This is a genomic window from Aliiroseovarius sp. (assembly GCF_965228805.1).
In the GTDB taxonomy this organism is placed as follows: domain Bacteria; phylum Pseudomonadota; class Alphaproteobacteria; order Rhodobacterales; family Rhodobacteraceae; genus JASBTN01.
The window spans coordinates 2,837,670-2,855,795 of sequence record NZ_CBDDIE010000003.1 but is presented as its reverse complement, the minus strand read 5'-3'; the positions used below and the strand labels follow the sequence as shown (position 1 = coordinate 2,855,795).

Annotated in this window: 18 protein-coding genes, 1 pseudogene and 1 riboswitch; of the genes and pseudogenes, 7 read left to right on the top strand and 12 right to left on the bottom strand. The window is 58.3% G+C overall.

Annotation, left to right across the window (positions count from 1 at the left end; translation table 11 throughout):
• Nucleotides 1–266: 266 nt before the first annotated feature.
• From ACO07D_RS15015 to ACO07D_RS15000, 4 genes are read left to right on the top strand one after another with little or no spacing between them, the layout of a single operon-like run.
• A complete protein-coding gene (locus ACO07D_RS15015; protein WP_421703758.1) occupies nt 267–1,493 on the top strand; it encodes a site-specific integrase in 1,227 nt (408 codons plus the stop codon).
• Nucleotides 1,490–1,774, top strand: a complete 285-nt coding sequence (locus tag ACO07D_RS15010; protein WP_421703757.1) for a hypothetical protein — start codon at nt 1,490–1,492, stop codon at nt 1,772–1,774. The genes ACO07D_RS15015 and ACO07D_RS15010 overlap by 4 nt, the downstream gene beginning before the upstream one ends.
• A 39-nt stretch (nt 1,775–1,813) precedes the next feature.
• Nucleotides 1,814–2,413, top strand: a complete 600-nt coding sequence (locus ACO07D_RS15005) for a tyrosine-type recombinase/integrase (protein WP_421705038.1) — start codon at nt 1,814–1,816, stop codon at nt 2,411–2,413.
• On the top strand, nt 2,410–3,399 hold the full coding sequence (locus ACO07D_RS15000; RefSeq protein WP_421703756.1) for a tyrosine-type recombinase/integrase: 990 nt from the start codon (nt 2,410–2,412) through the stop codon (nt 3,397–3,399). The genes ACO07D_RS15005 and ACO07D_RS15000 overlap by 4 nt, the downstream gene beginning before the upstream one ends.
• A gap of 389 nt (nt 3,400–3,788) precedes the next feature.
• Here the strand turns inward: ACO07D_RS15000 and ACO07D_RS14995 are convergent, their stop codons facing one another.
• The 12 genes and pseudogenes from ACO07D_RS14995 to ACO07D_RS14940 all read right to left on the bottom strand — a co-directional run bounded on the left by ACO07D_RS14995 (nt 3,789) and on the right by ACO07D_RS14940 (nt 14,543).
• Nucleotides 3,789–4,850, bottom strand: a complete 1,062-nt coding sequence (locus ACO07D_RS14995; protein ID WP_421703755.1) for a DUF2169 family type VI secretion system accessory protein — start codon at nt 4,848–4,850, stop codon at nt 3,789–3,791.
• A 6-nt stretch (nt 4,851–4,856) separates the two neighbouring features.
• Entirely contained in the window at nt 4,857–5,831 is a 975-nt protein-coding gene (locus ACO07D_RS14990; RefSeq protein WP_421703754.1) for a hypothetical protein, read from the bottom strand.
• Between the two features lie 239 nt (nt 5,832–6,070).
• Entirely contained in the window at nt 6,071–6,520 is a 450-nt protein-coding gene (locus tag ACO07D_RS14985; protein ID WP_421703753.1) for a DUF4150 domain-containing protein, read from the bottom strand.
• Between the two features lie 59 nt (nt 6,521–6,579).
• The gene (locus ACO07D_RS14980; protein WP_421703752.1) at nt 6,580–7,266 is read right to left on the bottom strand and encodes a hypothetical protein; all 687 of its coding nucleotides are present in this window, start codon (nt 7,264–7,266) and stop codon (nt 6,580–6,582) included.
• 21 nt (nt 7,267–7,287) lie between these two features.
• Nucleotides 7,288–8,385 (bottom strand): polymorphic toxin type 15 domain-containing protein, encoded by a 1,098-nt coding sequence (locus ACO07D_RS14975; protein WP_421703751.1) that lies wholly within the window; start codon nt 8,383–8,385, stop codon nt 7,288–7,290.
• 10 nt (nt 8,386–8,395) lie between these two features.
• Complete coding sequence (locus tag ACO07D_RS14970) at nt 8,396–10,570, bottom strand: type VI secretion system Vgr family protein (protein ID WP_421703750.1); 2,175 nt, start codon at nt 10,568–10,570, stop codon at nt 8,396–8,398.
• A gap of 108 nt (nt 10,571–10,678) precedes the next feature.
• Nucleotides 10,679–10,866 (bottom strand): annotated as a pseudogene (locus ACO07D_RS14965) (transposase); the annotation flags it as partial.
• Nucleotides 10,867–11,110: 244 nt separating this feature from the next.
• A complete protein-coding gene (locus ACO07D_RS14960) occupies nt 11,111–11,761 on the bottom strand; it encodes an energy-coupling factor ABC transporter ATP-binding protein (protein WP_421703749.1) in 651 nt (216 codons plus the stop codon).
• Nucleotides 11,758–12,540 (bottom strand): cobalt ECF transporter T component CbiQ, encoded by a 783-nt coding sequence (gene cbiQ / locus ACO07D_RS14955; protein WP_421703748.1) that lies wholly within the window; start codon nt 12,538–12,540, stop codon nt 11,758–11,760. The genes ACO07D_RS14960 and cbiQ overlap by 4 nt, the downstream gene beginning before the upstream one ends.
• Nucleotides 12,540–13,145 carry a cobalt ABC transporter permease gene (locus ACO07D_RS14950; RefSeq protein WP_421703747.1) on the bottom strand — a complete coding sequence of 202 codons (606 nt, stop codon included), beginning with the start codon at nt 13,143–13,145 and terminating at the stop codon, nt 12,540–12,542. The genes cbiQ and ACO07D_RS14950 overlap by 1 nt, the downstream gene beginning before the upstream one ends.
• On the bottom strand, nt 13,142–13,753 hold the full coding sequence (cbiM, locus tag ACO07D_RS14945; RefSeq protein ID WP_421703746.1) for a cobalt transporter CbiM: 612 nt from the start codon (nt 13,751–13,753) through the stop codon (nt 13,142–13,144). Before cbiM ends, ACO07D_RS14950 begins: the two co-directional genes overlap by 4 nt.
• Nucleotides 13,754–13,757: 4 nt before the next feature.
• Complete coding sequence (locus ACO07D_RS14940) at nt 13,758–14,543, bottom strand: DUF4198 domain-containing protein (protein WP_421703745.1); 786 nt, start codon at nt 14,541–14,543, stop codon at nt 13,758–13,760.
• 130 nt (nt 14,544–14,673) lie between these two features.
• Nucleotides 14,674–14,875, bottom strand: a riboswitch (cobalamin riboswitch).
• A gap of 418 nt (nt 14,876–15,293) precedes the next feature.
• On the opposite strand from ACO07D_RS14940, the gene ACO07D_RS14935 reads away from it, so the two are divergent.
• The 3 genes from ACO07D_RS14935 (at nt 15,294) to ACO07D_RS14925 (ending at nt 18,119) form a co-directional block, all read left to right on the top strand.
• Nucleotides 15,294–15,611, top strand: a complete 318-nt coding sequence (locus tag ACO07D_RS14935; RefSeq protein ID WP_421703744.1) for a hypothetical protein — start codon at nt 15,294–15,296, stop codon at nt 15,609–15,611.
• A gap of 728 nt (nt 15,612–16,339) precedes the next feature.
• Nucleotides 16,340–17,446, top strand: a complete 1,107-nt coding sequence (locus ACO07D_RS14930; protein WP_421703743.1) for a GSCFA domain-containing protein — start codon at nt 16,340–16,342, stop codon at nt 17,444–17,446.
• The gene (locus tag ACO07D_RS14925; protein ID WP_421703742.1) at nt 17,436–18,119 is read left to right on the top strand and encodes a hypothetical protein; all 684 of its coding nucleotides are present in this window, start codon (nt 17,436–17,438) and stop codon (nt 18,117–18,119) included. The genes ACO07D_RS14930 and ACO07D_RS14925 overlap by 11 nt, the downstream gene beginning before the upstream one ends.
• The last annotated feature ends 7 nt before the right edge of the window (nt 18,120–18,126 follow it).

Sequence of the window (18,126 nt, the reverse complement as noted above, 5' to 3'; positions counted from 1 at the left end):
AATGTGGAGCGCAGTTATCCCTGGCGCAACCTCAAGCTGCCGGACCGATATGCGGTGACGGATTTGCCTTTGCGTCCAGACATGCGCGGGGCGTCGATGACAACGTCTTATGCCGACCTCGGCATAATTTCTACTATGCCGATCTGCTGATTATGCCGATACACGACAGTAAGTACCTGCAGTACCTCAAAGTCATGGCAGAAACATCGGCATAATTCTTTACAATGGTCCATTGTCCTCTGGTTCAAAACCGATCGGAGGATACAATGACAATTGTACTGCAAGAGACAAAAGTCAGCGGGCCGTTGAAGGCGTATGCTGGCGGCTTTGCCAACCATGTTGCCTTACTTGGGTACAGCCTGTGTTATCGCGGCAAACAAAGGCGATTTTTCGGTGAGTTCGATCAGTGGCTTGCATCCAGGAGACGGACAGCGGACGAGCTTCGACAATCTGATATCGAAGATTTCTTGAATGATCGTGTGGCGGCTGGTCAAACAGATTTTGTCTCAATGCGTGCAATGAAGCCCGTGTTGGATTACTTCAGCAAAATCGGTATCGTGGTGCAGCAACCTGAAGGTCCGGCGCCTGGAGCCTTGACAAAGCTCATAGGACGATATCGCCGGTACCTTGTTGGTGAACGAGGAATCCTGGAGACGACAGCAACACGGTATATTGCCGAACTTGCTCCCTTGCTGGAAGCTCGTGCTTGTGGCTCCGAATGCACTCTTCAAAACCTAAAAAACCTTACAGAATCCGAAATTATAGCTTTCGCTGTCTCGATATGTCCAACATTGAACAGATCAGGCGCTGCTATGTTCGTTACGGCTCTACGTGCGTTTTTAACATTCCTCCAACTTGAGGGCATCATTGACCGGTCAATGACGGCATCTGTGCCCACTGTTCCTGGGCGCCGCCTGACTGGTCTGCCGAAGGGCATTGAAACCGATGTGCTTGAACGGCTTCTTGATTCTTGTGACCGAGATACCAAGCTTGGTTCCCGCCGCTACGCAATACTACTGATGCTGTCCCGCCTCGGCCTCAGAGCTGGCGAAGTTGCGAGCCTTTCTTTAGATGACATAAATTGGAGATCCGGCGAAATTGTCATCGTTCGCGGCAAGAGCAAGCGCATTGAGACACTGCCATTGCCTGAAGACGTTGGTAAGGCGCTTGCGGATTACATATCCCGTTGGCGACCGACCACGGCGGTGGACAGAACAGTATTTGTTCGGAATCAAGCCCCGCACGGTGCAATGACCTCTGCCGCGGTGACCCAACTTGTTGCACACGCCGCTAAACGGTGCGGGTTCGAACGGATATCCGCTCATCGTTTGCGTCACACAGCTGCCACCCAGATGTTGCGCAATGGCGCATCACTGCAGGAGATCGGCCAGATTTTGCGCCACAAACAGATGATCACCACGACAATATACGCAAAGGTTGATCGCGAAAGATTGCGCACTATTGCCCGCGTCTGGCCGGGAGAAGTCGCATGAATGTTCTTCGCCAGGCCGCAATCGACTACTTCGCCACACGCCGAGCGCTCGGCTTCAAGCTTGCCAGATCGGAGAAGCTTCTCGCGCAATTCATTACATATCTCGAACAACTCGGTGAAACGCATATCACAACGGAGAAGACGGTCGCTTGGGCCGTATTGCCCCAAGCCGGTCAGACATGGTCATATGCCAGGCTTTCTGTGGTTCGCCGTTTCGCCAACTACATGCGCAGCATTGATCCCGCTACAGAAATTCCGCCCACCCATGTTCTTGTCCAATAGAAGGGGCGTTCGACGCCGTTCGTCTTTTCAAAAGCAGATCTGACAGCGCTGCTTGATGCAACGAACGTGTTTCGATCTGAAGATTATAGCGTGACAATTCGAACACTGATTATGCTTCTTTATTCGACCCGGATGCGCATTGGCGAGGCGATCATGCTGGATGTTGAGGACTTTGACATCGCAAACGGTGTACTCATTGTTCGCAATACCAAGTTCGACAAGACGCGCGAAGTCCCGTTGCATAGAAGCTCGGTGGTGGCGTTGTCTGCCTATCTGGGGCGTGACGGTCAGCCCAAGAGACATCGTGGAACGCGTGCCCTGTTCTTGTCGACGGTCGGAACGCGGCTGGATTACAATTGCATGCAGAAGGCTTTTCGTCGACTTGCTGAAACCGCCAGGCTGATGCCTCGATCATCATCGTGTCGACCGCGCCTGCATGATCTTCGCCACACCTTCGCCGTCGAGACAATTCTTGACGGCTACCGGGATGGCAACGAACCCGGCAACCGCATTGCTCTTCTATCCACCTACCTGGGCCACGTCGATCCAGCATCTACATATTGGTATCTGTCGGCGGCGCCGGAACTTATGGCACTTGTCGGTCGCCGACTGGAACAAAGCCTGGGAGAAGCATCATGACCAAGCTTGCTCCGACGCTTCAGGCATTCTTCTCGGAAAGGCTGATCCGGCAGCGTCAGGTCAGCCCCCACACTATCGAGGCTTATCGCGATACCTTCCGGCTTCTATTGGTCTTTGTTCATAGAAGCAAATCGATCCCGCCGTCAAAACTCGATATCGATGATCTCGACGCATCGTTAATCAGTTCGTTCCTTGACCACCTGGAACGCGATCGAAAGAATGGCGCTCGCACCCGCAACGCGCGATTGGCAGCGATACGATCACTGTTCCGCTTCGCTGCGCTCTGCCACCCGGAACATGCGGCGACGATAGAACGCGTACTTGCAATACCGTCGAAACGGTTTGACCGCAGGCTGGTTACATACCTCCATGAGGAAGAATTGACGGCGCTGCTGGCCGCCCCGGATCCTCGCAGTTGGACCGGAAGGCGGGACAAGGTGTTGTTCACGCTCGCCGCTGAGACAGGAATGCGCGTTTCCGAGATCATCAACCTGCGGATCGGGGACATTCATCTTGGAACCGGTGCACATGTCAGTTGTACGGGCAAGGGCCGCAAGATGCGGATCACACCGATCACCGCGAAAATGAAGTCGCTGTTGAGGCAATGGCTAAGGGAGCGCGACGGTGACCCAACAGAAGCGCTCTTCGTGTCTCGAATGACAAGACCTCTGAGCCGCGATGCAATAGAGCATCGACTTGCGAAGTATGTCGATAGTGCCAGAAAATCTTGTGCATCGCTCCGCCAGAAGAGGGTCACGATGCACGTTTTACGGCACAGTGCGGCAATGCGACTGATGCGCGCCGGCATAGAGCAATCGGTCATCGCACTTTGGCTTGGGCATGAACAGGTTGGCACGACCGATATCTATCTGCATGCCGACATGGCTATCAAGGAACGTGCGTTGGCAAGAACGGCCCCGATATCCACCGGCGCTGGCCGTTTCAAACCCGGCGACGAGTTGCTTGGCTTCCTCGAAACACTGTAAAAAACCGATGGCATCCTTCACGAGATAGGTTGCCATCGCATAACTACCCGCACGCGAACATCTGAAGTCGATAGCGACCGAGCAAAATGACCTCTGAAGACTCCCGCCGTATTCCTGCCATTCGTGATCCGCGCTACGAAGGGGTCTGACGAGCCGATTTTACCAGCTTTATGCACTGCGGCTAAAGCCTGTTATTCTCGAGGAAGCCAGCTGTCCAACAACACTTGTCTTCTAAAACGGGCGGGAGGCCGTTTGCGGTGCGGCGAAATGTAGGCATGCCAGAAGGAACCTTTTTGCCAGAATGGTTTTGTTAAGGAGCTCTTTCAGACTGCCGTCGCGAATTGCGCAGCCAGAGTTTCTTGAGCGCACGAACGCTCCGAATGATACCTTTAACCAGCCTCAATCAACCCCTCGTGACCCGAGACCGGCAACCGTAAGTCCGCTGCGTCTTTCTGCGTCATCACGTCGAGATCAACGCGGTAGAGCGACGGGCAGGTTTCGATCCAGGTTCGCATCGTCAAATCGTAGGTTGGCGTGACTTGAGTGAGGTCGAGATGCAAACCGTCGATATGCAATCTTGCCCACACTTCGCGACCATCAGTAAAACTGAACCGTGCGACGGCGGCGATATCGGGGATCTGAAATGAGAACGCCGCGCCGTTCGGGCGAAAACCGGATGTTTCGACAGTCATGCCAGGCAGAATATAGCCGTTCAAAACCAAATCACTGGGAGCGACTTGATAATGGCGGTAGTCGAAGTCCGTGGGCAAACGGGGGTGCACATTGTCCTCCCATTCTTTGTCGTAAGTGCCCGCAAAACTCAGCCGACGCGCCCACCAAGGCGGCACAGCACCGAGCCCGACGACGCGGGGGCGGCTATTAATGTCGCCCGTAATAGGATCATTCGGATCATCGATCTGGGGCGCCACATATTCTCGTGATTTTGGTGTGTATTCGGGATGGACGACGCCCGCGCCAATCGGATTTTCGGGATCAACTTCACCATCGGGGTCGCCGATAATCCGCCCTCCGCTGGCCTTGGTGTAGCACACGTCCAGTGATTGGATCGGTTCCGGATCGCTTAGCCGCCAACGCGTGTCAAAGAACCATTTGCGCTCACCTACGCCGCGAATTGTCGTGGTTCTGTCACCGGCGCGCACCTGTCCCAGCAATGAAGTGGTGGGCTCTGCGGCTTGCAAGGTAGCTGCCAATGTGACGTCCGCAGACGGTTTGTAGGGGATCAGATCGTTGACCAACAGTAGCGGCGTTTTATGCGGATCGCCCGCGAATTTATCCGCTAGAACGAGCTCTACATCGGGGACATAAAACTGCGCCCCGTCCGGCGCGATCGTGATACGCGCGCGCGCCGAAACAACTGCCATGGTCGATCCGTTGGGGTGCCACTGATCGAAGGCTAAGGCAGCAAAGGGGGTGTTATTGTCGTGGAGCATTGGACTTCATCCATTTGGAGGCACAAAGCGTTCCCTAGTATCTTTTTGAAGGCGCAACAGGTCTTTTGATCGCAAAACCCAAAGAGCATCCTCATGCGTTGCAATCTTCCAAACGGGCGATGCGGGATAGTTTTGAGGCAAGTCTATGGGACGCAATGCTTCCGGCGCGGAAACAGGCGCGGCCCAAACGCCACCATCATTCATTCCATATTCACCGACCCAAATCGGTCCGCGTACAATTGCAACAGAGGCGAACACGGGTCGCTCACTTTGAGCATGAAACACACGTTTGATACCCATTGGCGGGTCGAGGCGAAACACCTGTGCGTCCGGGGAATGACCACAAAACCAAAACGCATTCGTAGCATTGTCCCATGTAACTCCGACCACGATCCGTGCGTTTGGATAGGTTTCCAGATTGCCACGGCTGCTCAACGTTTGCCCTTCCTGATCCGACGCAATCGCTAGAAGCCACGAGTCGTTCATCGCGACTTCAAACACGATTGTCTGGCTTTCATAGTAATCAGAGAAGGCCTCTGGGTCGGCTCCGAATTTTGGTCGTTCATATATAGGATCACTTGTTATCAGCCCGAAATCACGCCCACTCTGGGATCGGTAGTAGTAACCACCATGACCAGCTGCGACAATATTGGTTGCATTGGATGCTAACCCTGCGAACATCGTTCCTTGCGCATTAGTCTGACCGACTTGTTCCCCCGAACCTGTGTCAATGATTGCGCCCTCTTCGGACAAAGCTCGGCCTTGGATACCTTCGGGAGTGAAAAACCGTTCCAACGCGTTGATCTGCAAATCGTCCTGTTGATGAGACGCCCAGATACCCGAGGCAGCATCAAATTCCGTCAAGATCATCCGAGAAGAAGGCTCGCTTGGCCGCTCAAGCGCATCAACAAATGCTACAGCCACGAACCTGTCGGACGACAGGGCCGCACCTCGAAAGAATGTATGGTCGTCAGGGTTCATCAATCACCACCCCAATTGTCATCGTCTGGCTTCAGTGTCCAGTGGTCGTTCATAAATGGAACGGAACCTCGTACCGTTTCAAAACCGCCTCAGACTCAGGGTAATCCGGCCCGTCGATCCGAACGCTCGGCTTGTCCTCCGGCCCGAATTGTGCGACCTCTCCGTTGTAGCCATGCACGAACCCCGTCAGCAACAACCGTGATTGCACCAGATACTTAGCGCATGTGACACAGGCCCCCTTACTCGTGCCGTTTGGGATTCTGTGCAAGCTCGATTGCCGGCGTCGGCTTATCGACCTTCAAATCCTTTACATAGACCAGCTTTCCGACCGTGTTGCGGTTGTTCATATACCACTCGTCCGAATTGCGGATGGCGAATTGCCCGCGCACCTTGACGTTTGAGGAATGACTCTTGGGGTGGCAAACGCTCCCCACCGTGCCGGATTTCACCCCTGTCCCTGTTCCCGGTTGATCGCCCGTGCATTTCGTCACAAGCGAGGCCATGTTATGCGCTCTCTTTCCGGTCATTATTACGGTTGCGACCGTATTGGCGTCATCGCCCTGCTTGGCCGTGATCGAATAGGGCACAGGCACCATCGACGACCCTACAGGCGTTTTGCAGACGTCCGGGGCCAGGCAAACAATGATGCCGTCGCCAATGTCTCTACTGCCTTCTTTGGGGATACTCATGTCGTCGCCCTCTTTCTCGGTATCTTCAATCCGTTAGAAACATCGCCTTATCCGAGGCATTAGTATTCGTCTTCCTCAAAAGCAGGTAGTGACGAAGGGTCAATGCGAATTATCTCGTAGCCCCGCTCTGCCTTGATTTGCAGGAGATAGGGCACAAGGTCTGTGATTTCCGTAGCCATATTGCTAAATCGTTGAGGGGCGTCGTGATTGATCGGCAGCTTGAAACACTGGCCCGCACGCGGCTCGCCATGCTGCCGCGCGGCCTCAATGTGAAGGTCACCTCCGGTATCGGATGGCAGTGCGTCTTTAGCCTCGTCTGCGCGCCCGTCTATCAGAGACGCCAGATTAACCTCAAACCAAAGTGAATCTTCTCGTTCGCCCTCAAAAATGGTCACTTCCCCGACAATGGGATCAATGAAAATTTCATCGCCTTCTGTCGTAAGAACCGTAGTCTGACCAAACGACGTATGCACCAGCGTCAGCGCCAGTCCTTGCTCCGGCATTAAACCAAGAGCCGTCAGGACGGGGTCCATCAAAACAGGATCGGCCAATGCCATGCGCCCGCCTCGCGCGTAGCCAACTCCGCGATCCTTAACCATCTCTGCGTAGTGCTCAATTCCCGCCTGTGCCAGCCTCTCAAGCCCTGAGGGAGTAATCAGCTCTGAGGGGTTGGGTTGAGGCAATGACCGCAGCAACAGCGTGCGGGATACCGCGATTGCTTCTTCATTCGTCACATCGTCTTGCATGAATTGAATCTCCTATCAGTCTTAACATATCGCCAATGTGACTTGCACACTTCGACATCTGTTTGCGGCCTGTTGGCGCGCATGTTCTTCAAGCCTCGAGGAGCGAGACCTCGGATTGTTGCACCCCCCCCAACTGGAGCCAATCGAAGAGTTCACATTGCTAAGGCCAATCGAATTGGCTCTGCCGCCCGCCGCGACCCTTGCCGCATCCGACGGTGTGAAAATCACCGCAGACCCACCACCAGCGATCCGATCAGGATTGTGCAGTGCGGCCATCGTGCGGGCATTCCGATTAACCCGCACGGTACGGGTCAAAGCAAGCGCGGCCCTCGCCGCTCTCGGTGCCGCCCTATCCGCCATTTGAAGATACTGCCTGTATGCCCGTTTATAGGCCGTTTTCGCGACAGCTTGTGTGGGGCTGGCGGGGCGGGGCGGCGGAGTGGCACAATAGGCCGCACGGTTCGCAACGATGTCGCCCGGCGCCATCCTGTTTAGCCCCTCCTGCTGCAATCGAAGTTGGCGGTCATATTCACGTCGCAGCGGTTGTCGCCTATATTTGGCCTCCGGAGAAAAGCAAATCCGCAAAGGGCGGCAGCCGCCAGTAACTCGTACGTTACCGCTCGTAACAGTGCTTTCTACTGGCGGGATCAGTGTGGCCTCAGGGTTCGCAACCGCCTCATCAACGGCCGCCTGATATTGATCCCTTGCTGCCTGATCGCCCGACATCATATCTCGGAACGATCCAGGGTTCGCCCGTTCAGTATCAGCGATTGCCGCAAGCCCTGCAGATCTCTCGATCCCCGACGTCGGGATGTTATCCAGCGGGCTCAGGATCGTCCCACTCACGAAATTCATTCGGGCATAGGCATGAATGCTCGCGATATGTAGATCCAAGGGATCATTCCCACCGATGCCAAGCATATCGGCTGACTGCATGATCAAACGGTTCGATTGCATCTCCGTGAGAGCCTGCAAAGCCTGGCTTGCTTCCATCATGCGACCGACAGGCGTCGCCAACAGAATGCCGCGCACTCCCTCAACAGCCGACTCGGTTAGCCCGCCGCCTTCCATTGCCGAAGGTTCGCGCACGACACGATTTGGAGGATCGTCCTGAGCCACCGGTCCGCCCCTAGTTCAGATCAATAACTTTACCGTTCATCTGGAAATGTCCGGATGCGGAAAAGTTGAATTTGGTTCCGATGATCGTGACGTTGCCGTCGCTGTCCATAATGAATTTGGACTTGCCGCAGTTGATGATGAATTCTTTGCCCACATGCACCGTCATTGTGTGACCGACGGAGGTGTTTTTATAGGCCCCGATCTGCTCGGTGCGCGCCAGACCAATCGTGTCGCTCACAAACTTTTCGACGACCGTGTTTTTGATCCCTGATATCGGCATGGTCTTGGAAAGCAATTTGCCAAAATCCGTGCCTTCATTGATCTGATCCGCGCCTGCCACCTCTCGGTTTTGCCCCGCACGCTCGAACGAGCCTGCGGCGCGTCCGGTCATAGCCTCGACCGCCACGCCTGCTGCGGCCAACGTGCTCACGAATGTCGTTACGGCCTTGTTGCCAACCGCCGCTGATCCAGCCGCAGCGTCCTGGCCGCCCGCAGCAGCCACTGCCCCGATCGCGCCCATCAAGCCAAATCCACCAGTTCCGACAGACAAGTTCATCGATCCGCCGATGTTTTCCTGATGGTTCTTTCCTATATTGATGGCTTTGTTGTTGCCGACGCTTTCAACTTGATTGTTGTCGACGCGCTTCATGCGGTTGTTCAACACCTTGAGCGTTTGGTCTTTCTGGGCGTGAAGACTTATGTTTTCAGCTCCGGTCGCGTCCTCGAAGCTCAGCTCGTTAAAGCCGTCTGACTTGTGGCTATCGCTGCGAAAGACGCTTTTTGTCTTATGTTCCGGCAGTGGATAGGGCGGTTTGTTCGCACCATTATACACGCAGCCCGTCACGATGGGTTTGTCCGGATCACCGCGCAGATGTTCGACGATGACCTCCATGCCAATACGTGGGATGACCATGCCGCCCCAGCCTTTGGACGCCCAGTTTTGACTCACCCGCACCCGCATCGTGTGGGCAGCGTCAAGGTCCCAGTGGAACTTGCACAGGATACGGCCGTGCTCATCACAATCGATCTCGCCCTCGCCGACCACTACGGCGGTTTCAGGACCTTGTACACGCGGGCCGATGGTGCGCTGTTCGGGGCGCAGTGGAGCGTCGTCGGGCAGCAGCACGTAGCAGCCTTCATAGGGTGTTTCGTCTGCCCCGCTGTCGCCCGATCCGTAAGCCTGTGAGCGGAACCGGTGCTCTGCCTTCAGACAGATAAAGCCGCGCCCGGTTGCCCCCGGCACGTCGTCCCCCCCGAGGGTCACGCGGCAACCCGCGCCAAGCGTGACCACATCGCCTTTGGCGCGATGCCGAAGCGCCTGCCCGCGCTCGGCGTCAATCCGTTTTTGGACGATGCCTTGGCCCATCCCCCGATCCAGATAGTCGCCGGGCCAATCATAGCTTTCCACGTCGCCCCTGGTGTGGCTGGCAGTGCCGGTCTGATCTACTTCTTGCGCTGCGTTTGGCCTTTTGAAGTTGTATTCCGTCAGGCGCACGGCGCCCGTGGTGACGCGCTCGGCCCGGCTCCAGTCCTTGAAATGCTCTTCTTTGTGGCGGTGGTATTCGTCCACACCATAAAACGGCCGCATGCCGCCGGGCACCTCGGGCAGGGCAAAACCCGCGTCTGTCAGCACCATTGCGTGGGAGCCTTCGCTATGAACCCAGCTCCAGGTGATGCCATGGCGCTCCAGCTGCCGGCGCACGAAATCCGCGTCGCTTTCGCCGTACTGCACGGTGTATTCCAGCGTCGGGTAGTCGGCAGAGGTCTTGACCTCCAAGTGTGGATCGCCCAGATCGGCGTAGGCGTCCAGCACCTCCTCAACGATCTCGATCACGGTTTTGCAGTGAAATATCCGCATGTTGCGGCGCAAGCCGGCGACATGCAGCCAAGGGCGCAACACCAGATCATAACGCCAGCCATTCTCGAAATCGCCCCGATGGGCAGCCTCTACCACGATCCCATCAAAGGCGCGCGTGCCGGTGGCGTGGTCGATTTCAACGGTAGCATGCGTGCCCAAAAGGCCGTGCAGATCAACGGCCTTATCCGTCGACAACGCCTCAACCCGCCACTCGAAATCACCCGAAAGCTCTTCGCTTCCGTCGAGGCGCAACAGAACCAAAGCGTCCTTGCCCAATGACGTGCTCAGCCGCCCCTGACGATCCGACTGACTGAAATGTGTGTTCAAGATACAAAACCTAACATACTCGCGTTACGCGTGCATTCTGGAATAATTAAACAGGCTGCGCAAGGATGATCAAATACGTCGGAAACAATTCTTTTAAGCGTGTCGACATTAACTTGAGACATCGCCTGCAGCCGTGAAGTAGTTCCAACACTCGGTTGGGCGTAGACGTCGCAGATTGCTCCGATGGCCTCAAAGACGTCGGTGATTGTTCTGGCTCCCACCTTTCGGAGGTGAGCTTTCAACTTCGAGAACGCTTGTTCGATGGGGCTCAGGTCCGGCGAGTATGGTGGCAGGTGTCCTGCAGTGCGGATTATACCGATGTTTCTGCCATGACTTTGAGGTACTGCAGGTACTTACTGTCGTGTATCGGCATAATCAGCAGATCGGCATAGAACGTCTTGCACCGTTCTCGTTCCGCCGCTGGTGGCTGGCGCGCGGGCCAAACAGCATCACGGTTGCGGATGTTCAGAAAACACCGCACTAGGTGCTCCCCGCTCTTGGCGAACATGGGCGGCGCTGCGCCCTGCCCAGGTGCGAGATCTACACCGTAATCAGCTTGCCGTCCTGCAGGTCCAGCGCTTGCGGCGCCAACGCCGCCCGGAAGCTGGGCGAATGGCTGATCAGTAGGATCGCTTGCGGAAGGGACTGCAATATCTCAAGCAAACGCGCCTCGTTCTTCGTGTCCAGCGCATTGGTTGGCTCGTCCAGCAACAGGGCTTCGGGCTCCATCGCCAGAACGGTTGCCAGCGTGACCAGGCGCTTTTCGCCCCCCGACAGCTTGTGGGTGACGCGGTCACGCAGGTGCATGAGGTTCAAGTCGCCCAGCACCCGATCCACCGTAGCCAGGGCCTGTTCCCGCGTTTGACCAAGGTTCAGGGGGCCAAAGGCCACATCTTCAGCGACCGTAGGGCAGAACAGCTGATCATCCGGGTCTTGAAACACAAGGCCGATGCGCCGCCGCACGTCGTGGAAATCCGCCTCTTGCGAACGGATCTGCCCAAAGGCGGTCACGGTGCCCGCATCTGGTTTCTGAAGGCCCAGCGCGATGCGCAGCAGGGTGGATTTTCCCGCTCCGTTCGGTCCGGTCACGGACAGTCTTTGACCGGGTTCCAGCGACAGCGATGCCCCCGAAAGAACCGGAGCATAGCCAGGGTAGGCGAAGTGGATGTCCTCCAGCATCAGAAGCGTCATGCGACTTCTACCAAGAAAAGTGCCAGGCACAGCGCGACCATACACAACGCAAAATCCCGGTCCCGACGGGCAAAACGAAACTCGCGCAGCATCAGCATCTTGCCCGAAAAGCCACGGCATTTCATCGCTTCCAGAATCCGTTCGGACCGTTCGATGGCGCGGATCAGCATCATGCCGACCAGGTAGCCAAAGCTGCGATAGGTGTGCCAGTTGGTTCCCGGACGAAAGCCACGGATCTTCATCGCGCCACGCAGCCGCAGGTATTCCTCGCGCAGCACCTCGATATAGCGAATGGTGAACATGAGCAGATGGACCAGGGTTTCCGGGCAGCGCAGCCGGTACAGCGCATGGCCCAAGGTCACCGGTTCCATGGTGCCGACCAGAACCATCAGCGCAAGGATTACCGCGTTCGCGGTCAGCGCGATCTCAACCGCTCTCCACAAGCCCTGCCAACTGGCCGGAAAGCCGAAGACGGTAAAGATCACGTCTCCCGGCATCGAAAAGGGCATCAGCACAAGCATGAAGATGATGAACCCGTCCATCATCGCCATGCGCTTGAGCGTGCGGCGCAGCGGCAGGCGCGCCATCAGCAGCAACCCGATAGAGACGGCAAAGGCCGCCAGCAAGGCCGGAATGGTGCTGAGCGCCACGGTCACGATGGCAAACAGGCAGGTCGCCAGGATACGAACCCGCGGGTCCAGTCCCCCGATCGCCCCATGGCCGCCGCCCTGCCCTGACTCGGACAGCGTCTTTGCCGGGTTTTCAAGAACATGCGCCATCAGCTTGCCAGCTTGTGTCGCGCGGCAAGATAAAAGCCGACGCCGAACAGGCCGACGATATAACCGATACCGCCCAGAATGCTCTGCAGGTCGTTCTTCTCGCGATAGACTGCGATTTCCCGACGCAGGGGGCGGATTTCATCGCGAACAACCTCGGCAATGATCAGGCGTTCCTCGTCTGACAGCGAGGCGATGGTGACCCCTGCCCCGGTTGCAGCGGGCGCGATGATTTCGGCGACCTCGACCTCAACGGCGGCGACGCCCATGATCTTGGCGACCTCATCGGCGGGCATGGTGACGTCAGCCACGTGCCCTGCGCCCATGTCGGCGCGGAAGGTGTGGGCGACCGGCTGCGTCGGAGCATACAGGAAGAAACCGTCCTCATCCGTGACGGTCCGCCCGATCTCGGCCCCATCCGGGCCAAAGACGATGACCTCCTGCCCGACGGCCATATCGCCGTTGGAAAAACCCAACTCGCCTTCGATGACGTCGCCCGAGGGAAATACACTGGCGATGACCTTGTGCGCCAGGGCGGGCACAGGGGCGCAAATCACGGCACCGAACATGGCGCAGGCCAACGTGCAGATCAAAAGACGATGTTTCACGAGGACATCCTCCTTGCAAAGAGTTCGGGCTTGACCTTGCGCGCCAACAGAACCGCGAAACCGGTCAGCACGGCTTCAACCGCCATGACCGGGATATGCGCGAAGAACACCAGCTTGGCCGCTGGCAGGAATTCATCCCCCGACAGCGCCAGTGACACGGCCACCATACCGGTCGTGGCCGCAATGGCGAAGGCCCCGCCGACACTGCCCCAGATCGCACCCTGCACCTCGCTGCCGCGTCCGATCAACCTGCCGAAAAGCATTCCCGCCAGCACTGCGGGCAACGCGATGTTCAACGTGTTGACGCCAAGAACCGTCAGCCCGCCGAAGCCAAAGAACGCGGCCTGCAACAGCAGCCCCACGAACAGCGCTGGAAAGGCGGCCCAGCCGAGCAGAAGCCCGGCCAAGCCATTCATGATCAGATGCACCGATGAGGGCCCGACAGGCACGTGGATCAAGGATGCCACGAAGAAACTGGCGGACAGCACCCCTGCGGTGGGGATGCGGTCCAGGTCCAGAGATTTCAGCCCAAGCGCAATGCCACCAGCCGCGGCGACAGCGCCACCGATGACAACAGGATTGGACAGGGCCCCATCTACGATGTGCATGGAGTTATTCCAGATCCCAGGCGCGGATCCAGATCACGGCGTCCTGGCTCAGCTCCTTGCCTTCATGTTCGGTTGCGGGGCCCGAGCCCAGCGCGGCAAAGCCCCAATAGCCCGCCTTGGGCACACCGAAGCTGAAGTAGCCGTTGTCATCCGAGATCGCCACAACAGAGCCACCGGGGAGCGGCGAGGCGGTCGGCGCAGCGGCGCCGTTGCCGTCCATCTCGGGCGTTGCGGCCATGTATTCGATCTCGATCTCGGCGCCAGCCACCGGGTTGCCTTCGCTCAGAACGCGACCGGTAAAGGTCGAACCGGCGATGATGTTGTAAGGCTTGTTCAGCGGCAGGATTTCGGTTGCCAGACCCTGCGGCTGATCCCAGTCGGTCGGTAGCTCGTTGCGGTTCAGGTAGGTCTTGGTGATCTGCTGGATATAGATATCCTCGGATTCCTCATAATAGGGCGTGGGCACGGTCACGACCACGTAATCCCCCGACCGCTTGACCGGAACCGAACCGAGAAAGGCCGGGGCGGAGTTTTCCGGGCCCTCGAAAGTGGTTTCCTGCAGCGTGTCCATCAGGTCGATTTTCTCGCCATTGTGGATCACGTAGAACTCCTCGGGCTTCTCCAGCACCATCGCGTGACCCGCTTCGAACGGGTGCCAGAAGATCAGCTTGACCGGCACGTCGCCCGGGCGCTCGATCATCGTGTCTTCGGTGTATTCCAGCAGGAAATGCGCCTGTGCCATCATCGGCAGAGTCAGCGCGGCAGTTGCAGCCAAAAGCAACTTTTTCATGAACTTACGTCCCTCTATTGTCGTGCCAACCCCGGCACGCATTTCTGTGAGGCAACAGGACGAAGGAACAGCCCACATCCTTGGGCAGATGTTCCCGACGCACACCCCGTCGCCGATTGTCAGCACCCCTCCCAAGGGCGCATATCCGGCAGGTCTCCTGACTTGCGGGTCAAAGCGACGGTCTGGCCTTCCCGGGTTGACCCCAGTGGCGTGTTCAGCCGTGCTCACCGCTTACAGTTGCGGGGGCAGCTGCAGCCTAGGTGCGCAAGGCACCGCACTGCATTCCCTTTTGCTTTCGGGACGAATCCCGAAACCGGACTGCGAATCCAAATGGCAGAGTCTTGGAAACCGGTCAACGTTATTGTGTGCGCCCTTTGCACCACGAAAAGAAGACCCTTTGCAGCAAGCGGGGCTGCCGGACGCCCTGCCCAACGCCACGGGTCGATGGTCAGGTATCCATCGTGGCGGGCCGGAGGTGCTCCATGAACGGCCGGAGCGGCATCATCGCGCGGTATTCACGCGGGAAATTGGGGCGATGCCGGGGTTGCGCTCAAGTGATCTTCGAGCAGCGAAACCAATATTCCAGCCTTCAACGCCTCGGCAACATAGTCCCGAAACGTTTGGACCAGTCCCAGCCCCTGTTTGCCCAGATCGTTCGAGGCGGCAGCGTACTGGTTACAAGGCAGCCTTTGATATCCGCGGTGAACGCGCACTCTGCAGCCTCGAAGCTCCAGGGCGCGATGCGGTCGGATGATTGGAACCGGTATCGGATGCGGTTGTGCTCCAACAGGTCGCGCGGAGTCTGCGGCCTGCCCCTCAGCTTTACCGGGGGAAAGCGCAGGCAGCCCGCGCGACGTCGAAGATCCCACCATAAAGACCGCCGACATCCATGCCGCCGCCTTCCTGTCCGCTCTGGACGGGGTGGATGCCGTCCGCATCTCCGGCCTGGGCGTCTACGCACTCTCCGGCTACATGACCGCCGCGGTGGCGGATGACGCCGCCGACACCCTGCTTCCGGGGGCCAGCACGACGGATGAGAACAACATCAGGTATCAGGCGCCCTACTAGTCCGAGGTAGACCGGGGATTGATCGCGGCCCATGACAACAAGTTCTCGGTCGCCTCGTGGAAGCCCTGGCGATGGACGGCGTGAAGGCCGGGCAATAGGGCGGGGCACAGGGACCAACTTCTACCCACCTTGGTCCTGTCGGCCCAACCGGCTCCGATGGGCAACTTGGCCCGGCCACGGACGTCGAAAGTAAGGACAACGACGCGCTCAGCCATCTTGTGAGCGTCGTTCAACGGTAGCTGTTCTTGCTCCGAGGTCCAGGCGCCGGGCACCACCAAGGGGGCTGTTGGCTGCCGTCATGGCCCTCTGGCAGGTTAACCTTGCCCAATGGAGTGTCACCTTCGCATTCCAAACGCACGTTGCGAGTTTGGGTATCAACCCGCGGTGTTGCGGTCATCTGCACGGTGTCGATAGGCAGGGCTGTCAGGTACATGTCCCGCACCGAGGTTGGACCGTTTGGGTCGTGATGACGGCACTCGGCAGTTTTCTACGTGGCTCACAGATGCGTGCCCGGCCATTGTCCATACGGGTCCAGTGATCTTCGGCGGATGAGTTATGCGCAGACACACCGATCCAAGGCCAGCTGCCGCGCAGACCGAATGGTGCCACGCCCCATTTTCCCCGTACGCTTGATGGGCGCGCGGCGCGATGAGCAGGGCTTGCTTGACTTGTGGCCTCTTTCCCACGAGAATCGTTAAAAAAATTACGAACCTGTTCGAGCAGAGATCATGAGCACCAAGAATTCAGGGAACACCGGGGCAACGGTGTTCTCCGCGCAGCCGAAGACAGCATTCTGGCGCACCGGCGTGGCTGAACCCGGGGTGTACGGGTATGAAAACCTGTACAAATCCGGCTTCCAATTGCCCGCGAATGCGCGTTTTTCCACCTACGGGTCCTGTTTCGCACAGCATATCAGCCGCGCGCTTCAGGGGCGCGGGCAGCCCTGGGTGGACGCCGAGCCCGCCCCGTCCAACTTCCCCGAACATCTGGAAGCGCGGTTCAACTACAGCATCTTCTCGTCCCGGACTGCGAATATCTACACCGCGCGCGCCCTGGAATACTGGGTCTCTCTGGCCACCACGCCAGAGCTCGCCGATACGGTCGAACTGTGGGAAGAGGACGGCCGGTGGCGCGACAGCCTGCGTCCCATGATCGAACCGGACGGGTTCGACGACGCCGAGGAATGCCGCGCCATGCTGCGCGGGACTGCGCGCGCCTTTCGCCGGTCCATCATCGACACCGATGTATTCGTCTTCACCCTGGGCCTGACCGAGGGGTTCGAGAACGCCCAATCCGGCCAGCCCTACGCGATGTGCCCGGGCACCCTGGCCGGTTCCTTTGATGGCGACCTGCATCAGTTCCACAATTACAGCTATCCGCAGATCATGGCCTCCATGAAGGCTGCTATCGAAGGCATGCGCGCGTTGAACCCGGCGTTGAAGCTGATCCTCACCGTGTCGCCGGTGCCCCTGACCGCGACGGCGTCTCAGGACCACGTGCTTGTCGCGACGACCTATTCGAAATCGGTGTTGCGCGCGGTGGCCGGGGATCTGGCACAGGAGGACGCGGGCATCGACTATTTCCCCTCCTACGAGATCATCGCAAGCCCTCCGACGCGCGGCCAGTTCTTCCTGCCGAACATGCGCAGTGTTGCCCCCTATGGGGTGCAACTGGTGATGGAGCATTTCTTTGCCGGTCTCGACCTGAGCGGCGCGCGGCTGACCCACGCAGCCGACAAGGCGGCACAGGACCGCCAAGCCGTCCTGAAGGCCGAGGAACGTGCCCTGGAGCTGGCCTGCGAGGAACAGGTTCTGGAGGCTATGAATGCCCACTGACGTCATGATCGTCGGCGACAGCCACACCCGCGCGCTTCAGGCAGGTTGCCAGGCCGCCGGGCTGAACAGCGAAATCCTGACTTTCTCGGGCACCGCCTGGTTCGAGGCGGATGTGCAATACCGACCGCAAACCGGCCTACATTCCCCCCGGCGCAAATGGGTGGCGGATGCCTCCGGGAAACTTGGGGCACGGGTCGGCACCCCCAACCCGTTCAAAAGCGGTGTTCCGGTGCTTCTGAGCTGCATGAACCTTGGGCGCATGCTGGGCTCCTTTCGCTGGAAGGGGCACCAATATGCGCGTGATCTGACCCCAGGCGAGGCCGACCTGCCAGTCAGCCGCGCCGCGCTGGAGGCCTATGTCGAACACCAGGCCGAAAGCTCCCTGTCGCTGATCCGTGCGCTTACGGCGGATGGGGCGCATGTGGTCGTCGTCGCACCGCCCAACTTCACGGGATTGCACCAGGCCCAGCTCGCGACCGCGACCTTTGCACAGGCCGTTCGTGCGCTGGACGTGGCCTGTTTCAACCCGTGGGAGCATCAGGAACCCGGTGCAATGACCCTGCCCAAGGCATATGTTCATGAAGATCGGCGGCACGGGAACGACGCCTATGGCAGATGGGTGATCGACCTGCTGGTCGACACCGGCCTGCTGCCCGTGCGCCAGCCCAGTTGACGCAGAC

Bases quoted from the DNA above. Each gene is read 5' to 3' on its own strand.
- ACO07D_RS14940 (WP_421703745.1), bottom strand. From the start codon at position 14,543: ATGAAAAAGTTGCTTTTGGCTGCAACTGCCGCGCTGACTCTGCCGATG.
- ACO07D_RS14930 (WP_421703743.1), top strand. From the start codon at position 16,340: ATGAGCACCAAGAATTCAGGGAACACCGGGGCAACGGTGTTCTCCGCG.
- ACO07D_RS15015 (WP_421703758.1), top strand. From the start codon at position 267: ATGACAATTGTACTGCAAGAGACAAAAGTCAGCGGGCCGTTGAAGGCG.
- ACO07D_RS14990 (WP_421703754.1), bottom strand. From the start codon at position 5,831: ATGAACCCTGACGACCATACATTCTTTCGAGGTGCGGCCCTGTCGTCC.
- cbiM (WP_421703746.1), bottom strand. From the start codon at position 13,753: ATGCACATCGTAGATGGGGCCCTGTCCAATCCTGTTGTCATCGGTGGC.
- ACO07D_RS14935 (WP_421703744.1), top strand. From the start codon at position 15,294: ATGATTGGAACCGGTATCGGATGCGGTTGTGCTCCAACAGGTCGCGCG.
- ACO07D_RS14985 (WP_421703753.1), bottom strand. From the start codon at position 6,520: ATGAGTATCCCCAAAGAAGGCAGTAGAGACATTGGCGACGGCATCATT.
- ACO07D_RS15000 (WP_421703756.1), top strand. From the start codon at position 2,410: ATGACCAAGCTTGCTCCGACGCTTCAGGCATTCTTCTCGGAAAGGCTG.
- ACO07D_RS14925 (WP_421703742.1), top strand. From the start codon at position 17,436: ATGCCCACTGACGTCATGATCGTCGGCGACAGCCACACCCGCGCGCTT.
- ACO07D_RS14980 (WP_421703752.1), bottom strand. From the start codon at position 7,266: ATGCAAGACGATGTGACGAATGAAGAAGCAATCGCGGTATCCCGCACG.
- ACO07D_RS14995 (WP_421703755.1), bottom strand. From the start codon at position 4,850: ATGCTCCACGACAATAACACCCCCTTTGCTGCCTTAGCCTTCGATCAG.
- ACO07D_RS15010 (WP_421703757.1), top strand. From the start codon at position 1,490: ATGAATGTTCTTCGCCAGGCCGCAATCGACTACTTCGCCACACGCCGA.
- cbiQ (WP_421703748.1), bottom strand. From the start codon at position 12,540: ATGGCGCATGTTCTTGAAAACCCGGCAAAGACGCTGTCCGAGTCAGGG.
- ACO07D_RS14960 (WP_421703749.1), bottom strand. From the start codon at position 11,761: ATGACGCTTCTGATGCTGGAGGACATCCACTTCGCCTACCCTGGCTAT.